This is a genomic window from Micromonospora sp. C28ISP2-4 (genome assembly GCF_030519385.1).
GTDB lineage: Bacteria > Actinomycetota > Actinomycetes > Mycobacteriales > Micromonosporaceae > Micromonospora > Micromonospora tulbaghiae.
Genome location: NZ_JAUMKG010000001.1, coordinates 423,351 through 443,662 on the forward strand (window position 1 = coordinate 423,351; position 20,312 = coordinate 443,662).

Sequence of the window (20,312 nt, forward strand, 5' to 3'; positions counted from 1 at the left end):
GAGATGGAGGCCGGGCCTCTCAGATCAGGTCGTTGACGCAGCGCAGCACCGGCCGGGAGGTCAGCGCGTCGGCATCGAGCGGGCGCGTGGTGCTCACCGTGAAGACGACGCTCTCCCCCGGCAGCAACGTCACCAGGGCCCGATCCACCTGCGCGGCCGGATCGAGGCGGTCCGGGAACAGCGTCAGGTCGCGCAGCACCGTCCGTGCGGTCACCCGGACCCGCCGGCCGCCGTCCGCCGGTTCGACCGCCGCGTCCCACTCCGCCGCCGGCCAGCGCACGTCGCGGTCCTCGGCGAAGAACCACAGCGCGCGCTCCGCGGCGTCCCCGGCGTCCGCGACGAGCAGTTCCGCGCGGCCGTCGTCCGGCCGCGCCAGCTCCGCCGGCAGCGCCAGCACCACCGAGGAGTACGCGGGGACGTGGAGGTCGACCGAGGTCTTCGCCCTCGGCTCCCCGGTGACTGTCAGCCGGGTGACGGTGGCCGGCCCGCTCCACGCGTCGGCGGTCTCGTTCACCGCGACAAGGGCCAGCCCACCGTCGCGCGGCTGCACCGTCAGCAGCCGGTCGGCGTAGGCGTGGCGCAGCGCGTACCAGAGGGGTTTGCGCCGGCCGTCGCCGTCGACGGCCGACCAGGATGTGACCGGCCAGCAGTCGTTGAGCTGCCACACGACGGTGCCCGTGCAGACCGGCCGGTGCGAGCGGAAGTGCTCGACGCCGAGCTGGATGGCGCGGGCCTGGTTGAGCTGGGTGAGGTAGTGCCAGTCGTCGAAGCCGGCGGGCGGCGGCAGGTGGGCGTCGAGCCCGCGCCGCAGCTTCCGGTCCCCGTCGGCCGCCTTCTGGTGGTGCGCCATGCCCGGCGAGTCGTGCGCGAGCGGGTCGTCGGAGAGGGCCCGGCGCAGCGTCGCGTACGCGGGCGGCGCCTGGTAGCCGAACTCGGCCACGAAGCGGGGCACGTAGTCCCGGTAGCGGGTGTAGTCGTCGGTGTTCCACACGTCCCAGATGTGCGTGGTGCCGTGTGCCGGGTCGTTGGGGTGCAGGTCCTCGCTGCCGGACCAGGGGCTACCCGGCCAGTACGGGACCGTCGGGTCCAGCTCGCCGACGACAGCGGGGAGCAGTTCCAGGTAGTAGCCGCGTCCCCAGGTGCGCCCGGCCAGTGGTTCCTGCCAGTCCCAGTCGTGCCAGCCCCAGATGTTCTCGTTGTTGCCGGTCCAGAGCACCAGCGAGGGGTGCCCGGCGAGGCGCGTCACCTGCTCCCGCGCCTCCGCCTCGACCTCGGTGCGGAACGGTTCCTCCTCCGGGTACGCCGCGCAGGCGAACAGGAAGTCCTGCTGCACCAACAGGCCCAGCTCGTCGGCCAGCTCGTAGAAGTCGTCCGACTCGTACCGGCCGCCGCCCCACACGCGCAGCAGGTTGACGTTGGCGCCGGCTGCCTGGGCGAACCGCTGCGCGAGGCGCTCCCGGGTGACCCGGTTCGGGAACGCGTCGTCGGGGATCCAGTTGACGCCCTTGACGAACACCGGCACGTCGTTGACGTCCAGCGCGAACGGGGTGCCGTGCGCGTCGGGCGTGGTGTCCAGCCGGACCGAACGGAAGCCGATCCGGCGGGACGCGGCGTCCAGCTCCCGGCCGTCGGCGCCGTGCAGGCTCACGTCGAGGTCGTACAGGGGCTGGTCCCCGTACCCGATCGGCCACCACAGCGCGGGGTCCGCGACGGTGAGCGTCACGACGGCGGTCCGCTCCCCCGCCGGTACGGCGACCTCGGCGGTGACCCCGGCGGCGGCGGCGCGTACGGTCAGCGGCTCGCCGGCGGCTCGCTCGACCTCCACGTGCAGCTCCACCCGGCCGGTGCCGTCGACGACTGTGACCAGCGGCCGGACCGAGGCCAGCCGGGCGGTGGACCAGGCGTGCAGGCCGATCTCGCGCCAGATGCCGGCGGTGACGAGCGTCGGTCCCCAGTCCCAGCCGAAGTTGCAGGCGGTCTTCCTGATGAACTGGAACGGCTCCGGGTACGCGTTCGGCCGGTCGCCGAGCCGGTCCCGGTGCGCCTCGGCGTACCGGTAGGGGGAGTCGAAGCGTACGGCCAGTGTGTTGCCGTCCGGGCGCAGCAGCGCGCGGACGTCGAAGCGGTACGAGCGGTGCTGGTTCTCGGTGCGGCCGACCTCGACGCCGTTGAGCGTGACGGTGGCGACCGTGTCGAGGCCCGCGCAGACCAGGTCGACCCGGTCGCCGTCGCCTCGCTGCCAGGGAAATGTCGTCTCGTAGACCCAGTCGGTGCGGCCGATCCAGGTGAGGCGGTTCTCGTTGTCGTCCAGGTACGGGTCGGGGATGAGGCCCGCCGCAAGCAGATCGGTGTGCACGCAACCGGGCACCGTCGCCGGCACCGCCGTCCCGGCGATCTCCGGCGGCACCGCCGGGCCGGCCTCGGCCCGCAGCGTCCACCCCTCGTGCAGCAGCGTTCGACGGCTCACGACTTCACCGCGCCTTCCATGATTCCGCGGACGATCTGACGCCCACCGATGAACAGCATGACCAGCAGGGGAACGGTGGCGATGAACGTCCCCGCGAGCACCCGCCGGTAGATCACGTAGTTGCCGCTCGCCAGGTCGGAGACCGCCACCATCGACGTCGGGTAGTCGGTGCCGCTGAGCGTGATCAGCGGCCACTGGAAGTCGTTCCAGGTGGCCACGAACGTGAGCAGGCCGAGCACCGCCAGGGCCGGGCGGATCGCCGGGAGCACGATCGTCGCGTACACCCGCATGGTCGTGGCGCCGTCGACCCGGGCCGACTCGATCAGCTCGTCCGGGACGGTGTTCACGATGAACTGCCGCATGTAGAACACGCCGAACGCGGTGACCAGGCCGGGCGCGATCACGGCGAGCAGCGTGCCGTTCCAGCCGAGCTTGCCCATCACGATGTAGAGCGCGACGATGCCGAGCTGGTTGGGCACGGTGAGCGTGAGCACCACGAACAGCATCAGCGCGCGGCTGCCTCGGAAGCGCAGCTTGGCGAAGGCGAAGCCGGCCAGCGAGCAGAAGAACAGCACCGAGGCGGTCACCACGGCGGAGACGATGACGCTGTTGACGAGAGACGCGGCGAAGTAGACGTCCTGGAGGGAGAAGACCTCGTCGACGTTGGTCAGGAAGCGGTCGCCGGGGACAACCGCGGGTGGCAGCTTCGCCAGCGCCTCGTCGTCGCTGGTGGCGATGACGAACATCCAGTAGAGCGGGAACGCGGCGAACAGCATGCTCACCGCGAGCAGCAGGTAGGTCCAGAGCCCGGCCGGGGTGTCCTGCGGCGCCCGGGCCACCACGCGTCGCGTCGTCACCGGCGGCCTCCGGAGAGTCGGTTGGTCAGCAGGTAGTTGACGCCGGCCACGACCAGGATGATCAGGAACAGCGCCCACGACATCGCGGCGGCGTACCCCAGGTTGAGGTCCTTCCAGCCGACCTTGTAGATGAGCTGGGCGATGGTCTGCCACTCGCCGTCCGGCCCGCCGGTAGCGGCCTGCGCGTTCGGGTCGAACAGCATCGGCTCGGTGAACAGCTGCAACCCGCCGATGGTGGACAGGATGACCGTGAACAGGACCACCGGCTGGATCATCGGCACGGTGATGCGCCAGAGCTGCTTCCACTGCCCGGCGCCGTCGATCGCGGCGGCCTCGTAGACGTCACGCGGGATGGACTGCATGGCGGCCAGGTAGAGCAGCGCGTTGTAGCCGATCCACTTCCAGTTGACCATGGTGGCGATGGCGATCCAGGCGTGCAGCTTGTCCGCCCGCCAGTCGATCGGGTCGTCCGGGCCGCCGATGCCGAGCAGGCCGAGCGCCCAGTTGGCCATGCCGAAGTCGCGGGAGAAGAAGACGCTGAACACCATCGTCGAGGCCACGATCGGTGTGACGTACGGCAGCAGCACGCCCACCCGCCACCAGGTCTGCGCCCGCAGCTTGCGGTTGAGCAGCGACGCGACGAGCAGCGCGAGCAGCAGTTGCGGGACCGTGGAGAGCAGGAAGATGCCGAACGTGTTGGCCAGGGCGTTCCAGAAGTCCTCGTCGGCGACCAGGCGGCTGAAGTTCTCCACGCCCGCCCAGTACGGCAGCGTCGGGTCGTCCAGCCGGTAGTTGCGCAGCGACACGACCGCGTTGAACAGCAGCGGGAACAGCCCGAACACGACGAAGAGCAGGAAGAACGGCGCGATCATCAGGTACGGCATGTACCGCATGTCGAAGCGGTACAGCCGGTCGCGCCAGGTCATCCGCCGGTCGCCGGCCCCGGCACGGGTGCTGGACATCAGGACGTGGCGGCCTTCTCGGCCTCCTTGACCGCCTCGGACCAGGCGGCGTCGGACTTGAGCGACTTGTTCTCCACCCGCCGGATCACGTTCTCCACGGCCACCCGGGTCGGACCGTTCTTGCGGCCCAGGTACTGCGGGGTGAGGCCCTGCGCCATCTTCGGGAAGATCTGGCCGACCGGGGCGTCGTTGAAGAACGGGTTCTTGAAGTCGGCGATGGCCGGGTCGGTGTAGAGCGCCGGCTGCGACGGCAGGTTGCCGACCTTCTTGAAGATCTCGATCTGCTGCTCCGGCGCGACCAGCCAGGTCAGCAGCTTGTACGCCTCGTCGACGTTCTTGCCCTGCTTGGGCAGCGTCAGGAAGGAGCCACCCCAGTTGCCGCCGCCACCCGGCACCGCGGCGACGTCCCACTTGCCCTCGGTGCCCGGCGCGGTGTCCTTGATGTGGCCGAGCATCCAGGCCGGGCAGGCGAGCACCGCGAACGCGCCGCTGGTGAAGCCCTTGTCCCAGTCGGCCTGGAAGCTCACCAGGTTCGCCGAGAGCCCGGCCCCGACCGCCCTGACCGTGTAGTCGAACGCGACCTTCGGGCCCTGCTCCATCCGGAGCTGGTCCTGCTCGTCGTAGAAGCCGACCGGCTGCTGGCCGAGGATCGGGTTGAACAGGTTGGTGCCGGCGTCGATGAACTTCTTCTTCGTCTTCGCCGTGTACTGCTGGCCGACCTCGATGAACCTGTCCCAGGTGGGCCACAGCGCCGACACCTGGTCGCGTTCGGTGGGCAGGCCGGCGGCCTTGAACAGGTCGGTGCGGTAGCACATGGCCAGGCCCCCGACGTCGGTGCCGAGCCCGATCTGCGTCTTGCCGTCGGCCGACAGCGACTGCTTCCACTTCCACTGCAGGTACTTGCTCTCGTACGAGCCGGCGCCCTTGTCGAGCAGGTTGACGAACTTGTCGGACTGGCTGCGGAACTGGACCATGAAGCCCTCGTCGATCGCCGCGATGTCCGGCGCGCCGTTGCCCGCGACGAGCTTCTTCTGCAGGTCCTCGTGCTGCGCGTTGTACTCGCCCGAGTTGAGCTGGATCCTGACGTTCGGGTGTTCGGCCTCGTACTTGGCCTTCAGGTCCTGGAGGCCGAAGTCGCCCCAGAAGTTGATTTTCAGCGTGACCTGACCACCGGCCGAGTCCGAGCCGCCGGTGGTGCTCCTGCCGCTGCAGGCGGCGACCATGACCAGGCTGACGGCACCGACGGCGGCCACCCGCGCCAGGTGCGTCCAGGACCGTCTCATCTCATCCTCCGCGCCGAATGGGAACGCTCCCGATATCGAGGAACGTTGACTGAACCGGATAAGTGACGCCACCGTACGGTTCCCATTCATGACTGTCAACGGCCGGTTACCGAAGTGCCCGTCCGGCAACCTTGCCGCCGCTCACGACCGTCGTTCGCGCCGTCCAGGGCAGGTGCCGGGTAGCCGGCGCTCTAAGCTGAACCGCACAAGCGACGGCCCGCCGGATGCCGTCCGCCGGTGCTGCCGCGGCCCCCGGCCCCGGCGGGGCGTGCAGTAGCGTCACCAGACGCCGGTGATCCGGCGGACCGGAACGCCCGCGAGGGCCGGACACAGTGGAGGAACGCTGCGGTGAAGCGGCCGACCATCGCCGACGTCGCCCGGCGCGCCGGGGTCTCCAAGGGCGCGGTGTCGTACGCGCTCAACGGGCAGCCGGGCGTCTCCGAGGCGACCCGGCAGCGGATCCTCGCCATCGCCGCCGAGATCGGGTTCCGTCCGAGCAGCGCCGCCCGCGCGCTGTCCGGCGCCACCGCCAAGGCGGTCGGGCTGGCGCTGTGCCGCCCCGCCCGGATACTCGGCATCGAGCCGTTCTTCATGGAGCTGATCAGCGGCGTCGAGGCCGAGTTGTCGGCCCGTTCGTACGCGCTCATGCTCCAGGTGGTCAGCGACCAGGAGGCCGAGATCGCCGTCTACCGGCGGTGGTGGGCCGAGCGCCGGGTGGACGGCGTGCTCGTCTGCGACCTGCGCACCGACGACCGGCGGGTGCCGGCGCTGGAGGAACTGCAACTGCCGGCGGTGGTGATCGGCGGCCCCGGGCACACCGGGGGCCTGGCGAGCGTCTGGTCCGACGACGCGGCGGCCCTGGTCGAGACCGTGGAGTACCTGGTCGCGCTCGGCCACCGGCGCATCGCCCGGGTCGGCGGGCTGCCCTCGCTGCTGCACACCGAGATCCGCACCGAGGCGTTCACCGGCGTGTGCCGGCGGCTCGGGCTGGACGAGGCGACCACCGTCTGGTCCGACTACACCGGCGAGGAGGGCGCGCGCGCCACCCGCCGGCTGCTCAGCTCCGCCGGGCGGCCGACAGCGGTGATCTACGACAACGACGTGATGGCGATCGCCGGGCTCTCCGTGGCCCAGGAGATGGGCCTCACAGTGCCCGGTGACCTGTCCATAGTGGCCTGGGACGACTCACCGCTCTGCCGGCTGGTACACCCGCCGCTGACGGCGCTGGGCCGGGACATCCCGGCGTACGGCGCGCACGCCGCCCGGCAGCTCCTGGCCGTGATCGCGGGCGAACCGGCCGCCGTCGTGCAGGACGAGACCGCGCACCTGACGCCGCGCGGCAGCACCGCCCCACCTCGTACGACAGCTCGCTGAACCGGTTCAGCTCACCGGGCGGTCGACGGGTGGTCCTCGAACCACGCCTCGACCCGCTCGGCGGTCGCCGGCCGGGCCAGCGCGAAGCCCTGGCCGTACCGGCAGCCGGCCCGCCGCGCGCCGGCCACCTGCCCCTCCGACTCCAACTCCTCGACCACCAGCTCCACGCCCAGCCGGTCGGCCAGGTTCGCCACCACGTCGATCAGCGGACGCTGCCCGTCCCCGCCCGGACCGACCAGGTGCGGCGCCACCTTCAGCAGGTCGATCGGCAACCGGCGGAGCTGAGCGAGCGAGGCGTGCTCGGCCCGGAAGTCGTCGAGCGCGATCCGCACGCCGATCGACCGCAGACCGGCCAGCCGCGCCACCACAGTGGACAGCTCAGCGCCCACCACCGGCTCGGCCACCTCCACCACCAGCCGTTCCGGCACCACGTCGTACGCGGCCAACGCGGTCGCGGTACGCGCCACGAAGTCCGGCGCGGCCAGCTCGCGCGGTGTCACGTTGACCGCCATCCACAGCTCACGGCCGCCCTCCGACCACGCGGCGAGCTGCCGGCAGGCCCGGTCCAGCACCCACCGCCCGATCTCGCCGGTCAGGTCGAGGTCGGCCGCCACCGGCAGCAACTCGGCCGGGAGCACGGTGCCCAGCGCCGGGCTGCGCCAGCGCAACAGCGCCTCGGTGCCCACCGGCACCCGGTCGGCGAGCGCCACCACCGGCTGGTAGACCAGGTCCAGCTCACCGCGCGCCACCGCACCGGGCAGCTCCCGCTCCAGATCCAGGCGCCGGACCAGCTGCTCCTCCAGGTAGGCGTCGTACCACTCCACCCGGTCCCGGCCGAGCTGCACCGCCCGGCGACGGGCCAGGTCCGCCTGGCGCAGCACGTCCTCCGGATCACCGCCGTTGGTCTCGGCCAGCCCGACGCTCACCCCCAGCCGGACGGCACCGCCGGGCCGGGGGTACGGCTCACCCAGCGCCGCCAGCAGCCGCAGGCCGAGCGCGTACGCGAGCACCGGCCCGGCATCGGTGAGGACGGCGTACTCCGTGTCGCCGAGCCGGGCCACCAGATCGTGCGTCTCGGAGCCCGCCCGCAGCCGGCGCGCGGCCTCGCAGAGCACCGCTGACTCCGGCACGGCGCCACCCACCCCGTGCAGGTCGACGACGAGCAGCGCGCCGCCACTGCGTTCCGCCATCGTCGTGACCAGCTCCGCGCGCGTCAGCGGCTCGACCCTCCGGCCGTCCGGTCCGAGCCGGCGCCGCAACCACGCCTCACGGGCCGCGAGCCGTTGCACCCGGCGGCGCTGGTCGGCGGCGGCGAGCAGCTCACCCGCCATGATCGGCGGTATGACCGCCAGGCCAAGAGCCATCGCGCCGGTGCTGAACTCCCCCGCCGTACCCAGGTGGATCCCGGCGGCCAGCGCGGCGATCCCGGCCGGCGCGGTGAGGCGGGGCCAGGCGGCCGGTGCCACGTCCCGGCCCGGTCGTTCACCGCCCGAGGTACGCCGGGCGCCGGCGGCGGTGAGCAGCGCCCCGGCCACCAGTGGCGCCGCGACGAGCGGCAGCGCCCGGTCCGGCGCGTCGTAGGCCAGCAGCACCACGAGGAGCGTCAGCCCGCCGAGCGTCAGCGCGGCCCCGGCGTGGCAGCGCGCGGCGCCGGGCCGGCGGCGGCGTTCGGCGACGGACGCCACCACGAGCACGGCGAGCACCACCGCGCCACCAGCCGCGACGATCCCGGCGACGGCCGGGACCGGGCCGCCCGGCAGCAGCATCCAGCCCGCGAAGACCAGGCTGACGCCGAGCGCCAGCACGTCGACGGTACGACGGACCAGCTCCGGCCCGGACAGCCGGGACCGGCCGGGCAGGCGCAGCAGGGCCGTCACGTGCAGCGCCCCGGTGAGGCACAGCCCGGCCAGCGCGATCGGCAGCCGGTGGGCGACGTCGCTCAGCGGCAGCACCGCGACGGTGAGCCCGGCGACCAGGACGGCGCTGTCGAGGATGGCGGCGACCCGACGGGACAGGGCAGCGCGTCGCGCCCGCCGCCCGGTCGTCGTTGCGCCGTGCGCCGGGGCGGTGTCCGTGGCCTCGCCGGCGTGCCACCGCAACGTGACCGCCTGCTGCGGTCCGGGCTGCTGCGGTCCGGGTTCGGCGGCTCGCCGCCCGGGTGCAGGCATGTCGGTCGGTGCGGGGCGACCGATGGCTGCGGGAATGCTGGTCGGTGCGGCGGCTCCGGCCAGCCAGGCGAGCCGGACGCAGGCGAGGGCGAAGCCGCCGGCTACGGCGAGCGCGGCGGCGGCGGGGCCGGGCAGGGCACCGGCGACACCGGCGAGGAGGAAGGCCGCGCCGGCGAGCGACACGGCGACATCGGGCAGGACTGATCGCCGGCGGGGAGCGGCGGGAGGGGGGACGGGCACGGCGGTCGCCTTCGTGAGGGGGCACGGGGCGGTGCGGTTGCGGTACGCGGTGCGGGGTCGGAGCGGGCGGGGACGCATCGGCGGGGACCGCTGCGGCCACGCCTAGAAACGATCCCGGAAGCGCCCGGTGACGTCACCGCATCAGTGACGTCCGTCACACCCAAGCCCTACCTCCCACCCGTGCTCGCCTCCAGGGGGCGGCCTGCGGCGCAGTGGCCGGGCGCGGAAGGGCCCGACCGGGGTGTGGGGACGCCCGCGGGGTGGCGTGAACTGGCCGGATGGGATCATCGGGGGGTGAGCCGCGCCGATACCGTCCGTTTCCGCCACAACCAGGCCATCCTGGTCGCCGCAATCGTCGCCACCATCGGGGCGCTGCCCCTGGCCTCCGCTCGATGGTGGCTGCTCTGGGTGCTGCTCGTGCCGCTCGCCGTCGCGGTCTGGGCGTGGCGGGCCGGCACCGACGCCGACGCCCGGGAGCTGCGGCTGCGGGCGCTCGTCGGGCAGCGCCGGGTGCCGTGGAACCGGGTCGCCGAACTCGCCGGTGACGCCCGGGGCCGCGCGGTCGCCCGGCTCGACGACGGCGAGGTGCTGGTGCTGCCGGCGGTACGCGCCACCGAACTGCCCCGGCTGATCGCCGTCACCGGCCAGGAGCTACCGGACGCCGGCAGCGGTCCGCAGACCGGCGATCAGTAGCCGTCGACCACCCGGTTCGTCAGCTCCTCCCCGGCCGCGTACCGGCGCAACTGCTCGCCCACCAGGCGGTACGCGCGGGGCAGCAGCCCGCGTACCGAGCCCGCGACATGCGGGGTGAGAAGCACGTTCGGCAGCTCCCACAGGGGATGGTCGGCGGGCAGCGGCTCCGGGTCGGTGACGTCCATCGCCGCGCGCAGGCGGCCCGAGGTCAGCTCGGCGACCAGCGCCGAGGTGCTGGCGACCGGCCCCCGGGCGGCGTTGACGAGCAGCGCGCCGTCAGGCATCGCGGCGAGGAAACGCTCGTCGACCATGCCCCGGGTCTGCTCGGTCAGCGGCACCAGCAGCACCACCACGTCCGCCTCCGGCAGCAGCGCGGGCAGCTCGTCGACCCCGTGCACGCCCTGGTCGGGGCGCGGCGTACGGGCCACGAGCGTGAAGGTCACCTCGAACGGGGCGAGCCGGTCGCGTACCGCGGTGCCGATCGAGCCGGCGCCGACGATCAGCACCCGCTTGCCGGCCAGCTCGTCGGTGGGTGCCACCTCGTCGTACGCCCACTCGCGCCGCGCCTGGGCGCGGGCCAGTGGCGCGAACCCGCGCAGCGAGGCGAGGATCGCGGCGACCACCCATTCGGCGGTGGGCGAGTCGTGCACGCCCCGGGCGTCGCAGAGCGTCACGCCGTCGGGGATCCGTCCCACCCAGGCGTCCGCCCCGGCGGAGAGCAGTTGCACCACCTCGACGTCGGGCAGCTCGGCCAGCAGCGCTCCGGCGTCCGGGCCGGACAGGAACGGTGGCACCCAGAACCGCACCCCGGACGGGGACGACGGGAGCCGACGCGGGTCGTCCAGCAGCTCCACGGTTACGCCGGTCGGTAGCTCACCGAGCAACCGGCGGCCCTCCGAATGCGGAATCCACACCTTCACGACCGCCGACGATATCGGTCCCGGACCGGCCGGCGCGGCGTGACCCGTGACGAACACCGCGCCGGGAATGAAGTGGCGCCCCAGCGGGGTATAACCGGGGGCGGAACGTCGGCCGGGCGTTCCCGTTTCCCGGGGGGCGATATCGATGAGCGAGCACGGCCGGGGACGGGTGTCCGTGCCGATTCCGGCGCTCGCCGATCCCGACCGGTTGCGTTCACTCGACGAGACGCGGCTCGACGCCGTACCGGACGAGGCGTTCGACAGGTTCGCGCGTCTGGTCGGAGACCTGCTGGACGTGCCCGTCGCGCTCGTCTCCCTGGTGGACGCCGACCGTCAGTTCTTCCCCGGCGCGACAGGGCTCCCGGAACCGTGGGCGGCCCGCCGGGAGACGCCACTGAGCCACTCGTTCTGCCAGCACGTCGTCGACGTCGAGATGCCGCTGGTGCTGCCCGACGCCCGCCTCTACCCCCGGGTACGCCTCAACCTGGCCGTCGAGGACCTGGGCGTGGTCGCGTACGCGGGCATGCCGCTGACCGACCTGGACGGGCGGGTGCTCGGCTCGCTCTGCGCCATCGACAGCAAGCCCCGGGCCTGGACGAAGGAACAGCTGCGGACGCTCGCCGACCTGGCCGCCGCCTGCTCCTCGGAGCTGCGGCTGCGCATCGCGGTCCGCGGCGCCGAGCAGGCCCGCCGCCGCGCGGAGGAGGCGCACGACCGGCTCGCCATGCTGGCCGGGATGAGCGAGATGCTCGGCGGCACGCTCGACGTGGCCACGGCCGTCGACCGGCTCGGGCACGCGATGGTGCCGCTGCTCGCCGACTGGTGCCTGATCACGCTCGTCGACCCGGCCGGCCGGCCACGCACCGTCACCGGCGTACACCGGGACGCCGAGCGCGAGGCCGACCTGGCGCGCTTCGCCGAGCTGCTGACCACCGGGCTCAGCACGGAGTCGCAGATCCGGGCGGTGCTGCGTACCGGGCGGCCGGCGGTGCGCGCCGTGGCCGGCCTGGACGACGTCGCGCGCGGCACCACGCACCCGGAGCTGGTGCCGCTCGCCGACCGGCTCGGCGTCGGTTCCCACCTGACCGTGCCGATCACCGCCGCCGGGGACCGGGTGATCGGGGCCGTCACCCTGGTCAACCGTCAGGGGCGGCGCGGTTTCGACGCGAGCGACCTGCGCACCGCGCAGGACATCGGGGTACGCGCCGGACAGGCGGTCGGCAACAGTCGCCTCTACGGCGAGCAGCGCCACGTCGCCGAGGTCCTCCAGCACAGCATGCTGCCCGCCCTGCCGGCTGTGCCGGGGATCGAGCTGGCCGCCCGCTACCTGCCGGCCGCCGACCGGGTGGAGGTGGGCGGCGACTGGTACGACGCCTTCGTCCAGCCCGACGGCGAGCTGATCGCCGCGATCGGCGACGTCGCCGGGCACGACATCGAGGCGGCGGCCACCATGGGCCAGCTGCGCAACCTGGTGCGGGGCAACGCGTACGGGCGGGACGACCCGGTGGAGGATCTGATGGCCCACCTCGACCGGGCCATGGGCGGGCTGCGGGTGCCCACTGTCGCCACCGCCGTGCTGGCCCGGGCCCGCCCGGCCGCCGGCGGGCTGGCGGTCTCCTGGTGCAACGCCGGACACCCGCCGCCGTTGCTGGTGCGGGCCGACGGCACGGTCTCGGTGGCGGACGGCCGCGGACCGCTGCTCGGCCTGGCCCGGCCGCCCCGGCGCACCGGCCGCACGCTGACCCTCGCCCCCGGCGACACGCTGCTGCTGCACACCGACGGGCTGATCGAGCGCCGGGACCAGCCGATCGACGTGGGCCAGGCCGACCTGCTCGCCCACCTCCGGGCCGGCGGACCGGGCGTACCGCTGGACCTGCTCTGCGACCGGCTGCTCGCCGCCGCGCACCAGTGGGAGGACGATGTGGCCCTGCTGGCGCTGCGGGCCGGTTGAACCGGCACTCCCCCGAACGGCCGGACGCGGGCAGGCGTACGCGCGACGCGCCAGGTTCGCCGGTCCGCCCGGCTAGGCTGGGGCGGGTGAGCCCGCGTCTTGCGTACCCCCGTGTGCGCCGCCTCCGGACGGCGCTGGCGGCGTCCTGCGCGGCGCTGTTGCTGGGCACCGCCGGCTGCGCCCTCGGCGAGCCCGAGCCGGACCCGGCCGGCGCCCCGCCCAACCTGCCGACGCCGTCTTCCACCGCGAGTCCCGGCGGGGCCGGCCAGCAGGTCGTGGCCACCGTGCTGGCCAAGGGGCTGGAGGTGCCGTGGGGCATCGCGTTCCTGCCCGACGGCGGGGCGCTGGTGACCGAGCGGGACAAGGGACGGATCCTCCAGGTCGGCCCGGAGTCCGGCCCGGACGGGCTGGCCGTCCGGCCGGTGCAGACCGTGCCGGACGTGGCGGCCGGCGGGGAGGGCGGCCTGCTGGGCATCGCGGTCTCCCCCGCGTACGCCCAGGACCGCACGGTCTTCGTCTACTACACCACCGAGGACGACAACCGGATCGCGAAGATGCAGCTCGGGCAGGCGCCGAAGCCGATCCTCACCGGCATCCCGAAGTCCGGCACGCACAACGGCGGCGGGCTGGGCTTCGGCCCGGACGGCAACCTCTACGCGAGCACCGGCGACGCCGGGCGCACCGAGAACGCCCAGGACGCCAAGAGCCTCGGCGGCAAGATCCTGCGGCTCACCCCGGACGGCAAACCGGCGCCGGGCAACCCCACCGCCGGGTCGCCGGTCTGGTCGACCGGTCACCGCAACGTCCAGGGCTTCGCCTGGACGCCGGACAAGAAGATGTACGCGGTGGAGTTCGGCCAGAACACCTGGGACGAGATCAACCAGATCAACAAGGGCGGCAACTACGGGTGGCCCCGGGTCGAGGGGCGCGGCGACGACAAGCGCTACGTGAACCCGATCACGCAGTGGCCCACCGGTGACGCCTCCTGTTCCGGCCTGGCGGCGGCGGACCGCCTGCTCGTCGCCGCCTGCCTGCGCGGCCAGCGGCTCTGGCTGGTGGAGCTGACCGGTAACGGCACCGTCCTCGGTCAGCCCCGCGACCTGCTCACCGGCCGGTACGGTCGGCTACGGGCCGTCGCGGCGGCACCGGACGGCTCGCTCTGGGTGAGCACCTCGAACCGCGACGGGCGGGGTACGCCCACCGCCGAGGACGACCGCATCCTGCGGCTCGTCTTCGCCGACGGGGGCGCCGGCCGGAGCTGATCCGGCCCACCGGGTTTGTCAAGATCGCTCAAGGGGCAGGTCAGGATCTCAGCATGGACGGCCACGAGAACGAACAGCACCGCTCCGGGGACGAGACGTCTCCGGAGCGCGGGCGCGCCCGCCGCTGGGCGGCGTGGCGGCCCGGTCACTGGCTGCGCCGGCTGGGTGTCGTGCTGGCTGTGCTCGCGGTCACGCTCGGCGGCATCGTGGTCGGCACGTACGCGGGCGGTCACGTCGGCACCGACATCGGACCGTTCCGGGCGGAGCTGAAGCTCAGCCCGTCGCTGTCCGGCGGCACCACCGTCGACATCCCGCCGCTGGGCGCGCTGCTGCTGGACAGCCACGACGGCCCGGCGTACCTCACGGTCGAGGTGGGTTCGCTGGACCAGGGGCGCACCGAGGCGCTCATCGACGACCCGGCCAGCATCAGCCGGGCCAGCCAGTCGGCGGTCCAGGACGTCCGCGACGGTGTGATGCGGCTCGGGCTGCGTACGCTCGCCTCGGCCGTGCTGGCCACACTGCTACTTGCCGCGCTGGTCTTCCGGGACGTCCGGCGTACCGCCTGGGCCGGTGGCCTGGCGCTCGTCGTGACCGCGGGCAGCCTCGGCGCCGCCGCGAGCACCCTGCGCCCGCAGGCGATCGAGGAGCCGCGGTACGAGGGGCTGCTGGTCAACGCGCCCGCGATCGTCGGTGACGCGCGGCGGATCGCGAACGACTACACCAAGTACGCCGAGCAGCTCCAACGGCTGGTCGGCAACGTCAGCAAGCTCTACACCACGGTCTCCGCCCTGCCCGTGGTGCAGCCGTCGCCCGGCACCACCCGGGTGCTGCACGTGTCGGACATCCACCTCAACCCGACCGGGTGGCAGCTGATCCGTACCGTGGTCGAGCAGTTCGGCATCGACGTGGTGGTCGACACCGGCGACATGACCGACTGGGGCAGCGAGCCGGAGGCATCGTTCGTCGGCTCGATCGGCCTGCTCAAGAAGCCGTACGTGTTCATCCGCGGCAACCACGACTCGCCGCGCACCGCCGCCGCCGTGGCGCAGCAGCCGAACGCGATCGTGCTGAACAACTCGGTCACGACGGTGGGTGGGCTGACCATCGCCGGCATCGGCGACCCCCGCTTCACCCCGGACAAGGAGACCTCACCGGCCGGCAGCGGCCTCACCTCAGCCGTCGCCGACCAGGTGATCGGCACCGGCGAACAGCTCGCCGGCACGATCGAGAAGTCACCGCGCAAGGTCGACATCGCGCTCATCCACGACCCCGCCTCGGCCGGTCCGCTGTCCGGCACCTGCCCGCTCGTGCTCTCCGGGCACACCCACTCCCGGCAGGTGTCGAAGCTGCCGCAGGTCGAGGGCGAACAGCCGACCACGCTGATGGTGCAGGGCTCCACCGGTGGGGCCGGGCTGCGCGGCCTGGAGGGCGAGAAGCCGACCCCGCTGACCATGACGGTGCTCTACTTCGACCAGCAGAAGCTGCTCCAGGCGTACGACGAGATCACCGTGGGCGGCACCGGGCAGTCGCAGGTCAACCTGGAACGGCACGTCATCCGCGACCCGGCCAAGGGCGACCAGGTGCCGGTCACCCCGACGCCGACCCGCGGCCCGTCCGAGTCGCCGTCACCGGGTACGACCACCCTGAGCCCCACCCCCACGAGCTGACCGTCCCCCTGCTTCTCCCGGTCCCTCACGTCGCGCCCGGCGGCTCGCCCACGCTGGAACCCGGTCACTCGGCGTTGTGAAGCCGCTCGGCACCGGGATGCCTCGCCGCCGCCTTTGCTCTGCACCCATCGGCGCGGCAGGCACCGAGAGTCACCGCGCGGGTGGCTGCAGAGCGGCGGCGCGTACCGCTCCACCCCAGCTCAGAGCGGTGCTGCGGATATGGCTGCAGAGCAAAGGGCGCGAGAGGCAACACCTCCGACCCTCAGCGGCGGTTACTCACCGCACCCACGTCGGCGATCACGTTCGGTGAGGGACCTCGTCTACCGCGCGCCACCCGGCTCGACCACGACGCGGACCGCCGTGCCGGAGTCGAGCCGGACGAGCCCGGTCGCGAGGAGCCACCGGGCCGAGCGCCCGTGGTCGAGACAGGCGCCTCAGCGCAGCGCGATCGCGGCCAGCGCGGCGTTGACGATGCTGCCCGGCAGGAGATCGTGCAGCTCGTACAGCTCCCGGACGCTGCCGGACTGACCGAACTCGTCCACGCCGAGCGGCACCGCCGGGGCACCGACCGCCGAGCCCAGCCAGGCCATCGCGTGCGACGCCGCGTCGTGCACGGTCACCACCGGCACCCGGTCGGCGAACGCCGACCGCAGCGCGCCCGGCACACTCGGCACGGTCGCGGTCCGCACACCCTGGCGCAGCGTCCGCTGCCACGCCCGGTAGAGCCGGTCCAGGCTGGTCACGTCCACCACGTGCGCGGCCACGCCCTCCTCCGCCAGCTCCGCGGCGGCCGCGAGCACCTCCGGCAGCACCGCACCGGAGGCGGCGATCTGCACGACCGGGGCGTCAACCAGATCGGGGTACGCCTGGTGCGCGTCGACGAGCCGGTACGCGCCGGCCACCACCTGCCGTCGCAGCACCGCGTCCCCGAGCCGCGCCCGCGCCGCCTCGAACGGCGCCTGGTCGATCGGCCGGGTGCTGAGCCGGAAGTAGTACGCCCCGTCCTCGGCCGGCGCGGCGGTCGCGGCCGGCGCGGAGCCACCGGCGATCTGCCCGAGCGCGTCGCAGAGCAGCCAGTCGAGACTGCCGGCGTACGCGGGCTCCAGGAACGTCACCCCCGGCAGCTCCAGGCCGACCGAGGCGGTGATGGTGGACTGGTGCGCCCCGCCCTCGGGCGCCAACGTGATGCCCGACGGGGTGCCGGCCACCACGAACCGGGAGCCGGAGTACGTGCCGTAGAGGAACGCGTCGAGGCCGCGCAGCACGAACGGGTCGTAGACCGTGCCCACCGGCAGCAGCGGCTGGCCGGACAGGTCCCACGACAGGCCGAGCTGGCCCAGCAGCAGGAACAGGTTCATCTCCGAGATGCCCAGCTCGATGTGCTGCCCGGCGGGGCTCTCGGTCCAGCGCAGCATCCGGTCCTCGGTCCAGGAACGCTGCTCGGTCGGGGCGAAGACGCCGGTCTTGTTGATGAATCCGGCGAGGTTCGTCGAGGTGGCGACGTCCGGCGCGGTGGTCACCAGGTAGGGCGCGACCTGCGGATCGCGAGCCAGGTCGACGAGCACCCGGCCGAAGACCTCCTGGGTGGAGACCGGCTTGTTCGCGCGTACCCGCGTGGTCTCCGGAACGGTGACGCCCAGCGCACGCTCGCGCGGCGGGCGGGACAGCGCCTCCCGGCGCTCGCCGGCCCGGATGCCGGCCGGGGACGCCGGGTCGAGGCGGTCCCACTCGGTCTCCGGGGTCAGGCCGTTCGCGGCGCGCAACGCGTCGACCTGCTCGGTGGTGAGCAGCGCCGAGTGGTTGCGCGGGTTTCCGGCGATCGGCAGGCCCCAGCCCTTGACCGTGTACGCGAACACGACGCTGGGCCGGTCGGTGACCGCGTCGCACTGGGCGTACGCGTCGAGCATGGCCTGCGCGTCGTGCCCGCCCAGGTCGGTGACGAGCGGGCCCAGCTCGTCGTCGCCGATGTCGGCGACGAACGCGGCCACCTCGGCCGGCGCGCCGTCCAGGAACTGCTTGCGCAGCGCCGGCCCGGCCAGCCCGAACAGCGACTGGTACTGCTCGTTGGGCATCCGGTCGATCCAGTCGCGCAGCGCCGCGCCGCCCGGCCGGGCGTACGCCTCGGCGAGCTTCCGGCCGTACTTGACCTCCACGACGTGCCAGCCGGCCGCCTCGAACTGGCCGCGCCACTGGTTGATCCGGATGCCGGGTACCACCCGGTCCAGCGACTGGCGGTTGAAGTCGACCAGCCACATCACGTTGCCGAGCCCGGTGGTGGCCGGGTCGGCGACCGCCTCCCAGATGTTGCCCTCGTCCAGCTCGGCGTCGCCGATGATGGCGACGAACCGGGAGTGCGGGCGCGGGCCGAAGTGCGCGTCGACGTAGCGGCGGGTGACGGCGGCGAACAGCGGCGCGGCGGCGCCCAGGCCGACCGACCCGGTCGAGAAGTCCACCTCGTCCGGGTCCTTGGTGCGCGACGGGTACGACTGGAGCCCGCCGCGCGCCCGCAGCTTCGGCAGGTACGACTTGTCGAGGTTTCCCAGCAGGTACTGGATCGCGTGGAACACCGGCGAGGCGTGCGGCTTCACCGCGACCCGGTCCTCGGCGTCCAGGTGGTGGAACCAGAGCGCTGTCATCGCGGTGACCAGCGAGGCGCTTGACGCCTGGTGGCCGCCGACCTTCACCCCGTCACCGGTGTCGCGGTCGTGGTTGGCCGCGTCGACGATGCGGGTGGCGAGCCAGAGCACCCGGCGCTGGATCTCGTCGAGGACGTCGAGGTCGTGCTGGTTCACGGTGACTCCATCCGGGCGTCGCCGTTGACGCCCTGTCCGGGGAGGGGTGGCGAGGCGTTAGGAAGGGCCCCTTCCCATGCACCAGGCGTTAAGAAGGGGCCCTTCCTTACGTACGTCAGGCGCCGAGGCGCGCCAGGATCAGCTCGCGGACGGTCTTCGCGTCCGCCTGGCCGCGGGTGGTCTTCATGACCGCGCCGACCAGCGCGCCGGCCGCCGCGACCTTGCCGCTGCGGACCTTGTCGGCGACGTCCGGGTTGGCCGCGATCGCCTCGTCCACGGCGGCGGTGAGCGCGCCCGTGTCCGAGACGACCTCCAGGTTGCGGTTGGTCATGATCTCGGTCGGCGAGCCCTCGCCGGCCACCACGCCCTCCAGCACGGTACGGGCCAGCTTGTCGTTGAGCTTGCCGGCGTCGACCAGGCCCTGCAGCTCGGCGACCTGGGCCGGGGTTGCGCCCACGTCGGCCAGCTCCACGCCGGTCTCGTTGGCGCGGCGGGACAGCTCGCCCAGCCACCACTTCCGGGCGGCGGCCGGGGTGGCGCCGGCGGCCACTGTCGCCTCGATCAGCTCGACCGCGCCGGCGTTGACGACCGACTGCATGTCGAGGTCGGACAGGCCCCACTCCTGCTGGATCCGCTTGCGACGCAGCCGCGGCAGCTCCGGCAGGGCGGCCTTCAGCTCGGCCACCCACGCGGTGTCCGGGGCCAGCGGCACCAGGTCCGGCTCCGGGAAGTACCGGTAGTCGGTGGCGGTCTCCTTGGACCGGCCCGGCGTGGTGTCGCCCGTGTCCTCGTGGAAGTGCCGGGTCTCCTGGGTGATCCGGCCGCCCGCCTCCAGCACCGACGCCTGGCGCAGCATCTCCGAGCGCACCGCCCGCTCGACCGAGCGCAGCGAGTTGACGTTCTTGGTCTCGGTGCGGGTGCCCCACTCCTCGCCCGGCCGGTTCAGCGACGTGTTGACGTCGCAGCGCAGCGAGCCCTCCTCCATCCGCACGTCGGAGACGCCGAGCGAGCGGATCACGTCACGCAGCTCGGCGACGTACGCGCGGGCGACCTCGGGCGCGAGCGCGCCGGTGCCGGGGATGGGCTTGGTGACGATCTCGACCAGAGGGATGCCGGCCCGGTTGTAGTCGACGAGCGACTCGGTGGCGCCGTGGATGCGGCCGGTGGCGCCACCGACGTGCAGCGTCTTGCCGGTGTCCTCCTCCAGGTGCACCCGCTCGATGCCGATGCGCACCAGCTCGCCGTTCACCTCGACGTCCAGGTAGCCGTCGAAGCACAGCGGCTCGTCGTACTGGCTGATCTGGAAGTTCTTCGGCATGTCCGGGTAGAAGTAGTTCTTCCGGGCGAACCGGCACCATTCCGCGATCGAGCAGTTCAGCGCCAGCCCGATCCGGATGGTCGCCTCGATGGCGGCCTTGTTCGCCACCGGCAGCGAGCCGGGCAGGCCGAGGCAGACCGGGCAGACCCGGGTGTTCGGCTCGCCGCCGAAGTCGGTCGGGCAGCCGCACCACATCTTGGTGTTCGTGCCCAGCTCGACGTGGGTCTCCAGGCCGATCACCGGTTCGAAGCGCGCGACGACCTCGTCGTACGCGGGCAGCGTCGTGGTCATGAGAACTCCAGCTTTGCAGGCGGTAGCCGGCCCACGGCGGCATCCGGACACAACGCCGCCAAGCCTA

The 20,312-nt window shown here is 73.1% G+C and carries 13 protein-coding genes; 5 read left to right on the forward strand and 8 right to left on the reverse strand.

Translation table 11 applies throughout. The annotated features are described in order from the left end of the window. Nucleotides 1-19: 19 nt before the first annotated feature. From Q3W68_RS01985 to Q3W68_RS02000, 4 genes are read right to left on the reverse strand one after another with little or no spacing between them, the layout of a single operon-like run. Nucleotides 20-2,467: a glycoside hydrolase family 2 protein gene (locus Q3W68_RS01985; RefSeq protein ID WP_302903814.1), complete on the reverse strand. Its 2,448-nt coding sequence runs from the start codon at nucleotides 2,465-2,467 to the stop codon at nucleotides 20-22. Further along, nucleotides 2,464-3,324 (reverse strand): carbohydrate ABC transporter permease, encoded by an 861-nt coding sequence (locus Q3W68_RS01990; RefSeq protein WP_302903815.1) that lies wholly within the window; start codon nucleotides 3,322-3,324, stop codon nucleotides 2,464-2,466. The genes Q3W68_RS01985 and Q3W68_RS01990 overlap by 4 nt, the downstream gene beginning before the upstream one ends. Continuing rightward, nucleotides 3,321-4,286, reverse strand: coding sequence for a carbohydrate ABC transporter permease (locus Q3W68_RS01995; protein ID WP_302903816.1), 966 nt, complete (start codon nucleotides 4,284-4,286; stop codon nucleotides 3,321-3,323). Before Q3W68_RS01995 ends, Q3W68_RS01990 begins: the two co-directional genes overlap by 4 nt. Then, nucleotides 4,286-5,569, reverse strand: coding sequence for an ABC transporter substrate-binding protein (locus tag Q3W68_RS02000; RefSeq protein WP_302903817.1), 1,284 nt, complete (start codon nucleotides 5,567-5,569; stop codon nucleotides 4,286-4,288). Before Q3W68_RS02000 ends, Q3W68_RS01995 begins: the two co-directional genes overlap by 1 nt. 348 nt (nucleotides 5,570-5,917) lie before the next feature. On the opposite strand from Q3W68_RS02000, the gene Q3W68_RS02005 reads away from it, so the two are divergent. Further along, nucleotides 5,918-6,943, forward strand: coding sequence for a LacI family DNA-binding transcriptional regulator (locus Q3W68_RS02005; RefSeq protein ID WP_302903818.1), 1,026 nt, complete (start codon nucleotides 5,918-5,920; stop codon nucleotides 6,941-6,943). 11 nt (nucleotides 6,944-6,954) lie between these two features. Here Q3W68_RS02005 and Q3W68_RS02010 read toward each other — a convergent pair whose 3' ends face one another. After that, the gene (locus Q3W68_RS02010) at nucleotides 6,955-9,351 is read right to left on the reverse strand and encodes an EAL domain-containing protein (protein ID WP_302903819.1); all 2,397 of its coding nucleotides are present in this window, start codon (nucleotides 9,349-9,351) and stop codon (nucleotides 6,955-6,957) included. Between the two features lie 294 nt (nucleotides 9,352-9,645). On the opposite strand from Q3W68_RS02010, the gene Q3W68_RS02015 reads away from it, so the two are divergent. Beyond that, the gene (locus Q3W68_RS02015) at nucleotides 9,646-10,044 is read left to right on the forward strand and encodes a PH domain-containing protein (protein ID WP_302903820.1); all 399 of its coding nucleotides are present in this window, start codon (nucleotides 9,646-9,648) and stop codon (nucleotides 10,042-10,044) included. Here Q3W68_RS02015 and Q3W68_RS02020 read toward each other — a convergent pair. Continuing rightward, on the reverse strand, nucleotides 10,038-10,964 hold the full coding sequence (locus Q3W68_RS02020; RefSeq protein ID WP_302903821.1) for a 2-hydroxyacid dehydrogenase: 927 nt from the start codon (nucleotides 10,962-10,964) through the stop codon (nucleotides 10,038-10,040). The two genes, Q3W68_RS02015 and Q3W68_RS02020, sit on opposite strands and share 7 nt — an antisense overlap. 145 nt (nucleotides 10,965-11,109) lie before the next feature. Between Q3W68_RS02020 and Q3W68_RS02025 the strand changes: the two genes are divergently transcribed. The 3 genes from Q3W68_RS02025 (at nucleotide 11,110) to Q3W68_RS02035 (ending at nucleotide 15,844) form a co-directional block, all read left to right on the forward strand. Next, nucleotides 11,110-12,915: a SpoIIE family protein phosphatase gene (locus Q3W68_RS02025; RefSeq protein WP_302903822.1), complete on the forward strand. Its 1,806-nt coding sequence runs from the start codon at nucleotides 11,110-11,112 to the stop codon at nucleotides 12,913-12,915. An 86-nt stretch (nucleotides 12,916-13,001) separates the two neighbouring features. After that, nucleotides 13,002-14,177 carry a sorbosone dehydrogenase family protein gene (locus Q3W68_RS02030; RefSeq protein WP_302903823.1) on the forward strand — a complete coding sequence of 392 codons (1,176 nt, stop codon included), beginning with the start codon at nucleotides 13,002-13,004 and terminating at the stop codon, nucleotides 14,175-14,177. Between the two features lie 53 nt (nucleotides 14,178-14,230). Continuing rightward, nucleotides 14,231-15,844 (forward strand): metallophosphoesterase, encoded by a 1,614-nt coding sequence (locus tag Q3W68_RS02035; protein WP_302903824.1) that lies wholly within the window; start codon nucleotides 14,231-14,233, stop codon nucleotides 15,842-15,844. 434 nt (nucleotides 15,845-16,278) lie between these two features. Here Q3W68_RS02035 and Q3W68_RS02040 read toward each other — a convergent pair whose 3' ends face one another. Together Q3W68_RS02040 and gatB are read right to left on the reverse strand one after the other, a co-directional pair. Continuing rightward, on the reverse strand, nucleotides 16,279-18,636 hold the full coding sequence (locus Q3W68_RS02040; RefSeq protein ID WP_302903825.1) for a pyruvate dehydrogenase: 2,358 nt from the start codon (nucleotides 18,634-18,636) through the stop codon (nucleotides 16,279-16,281). Between the two features lie 115 nt (nucleotides 18,637-18,751). Then, the gene (gene gatB / locus Q3W68_RS02045; RefSeq protein WP_302903826.1) at nucleotides 18,752-20,245 is read right to left on the reverse strand and encodes an Asp-tRNA(Asn)/Glu-tRNA(Gln) amidotransferase subunit GatB; all 1,494 of its coding nucleotides are present in this window, start codon (nucleotides 20,243-20,245) and stop codon (nucleotides 18,752-18,754) included. Between the last annotated feature and the right edge of the window lie 67 nt (nucleotides 20,246-20,312).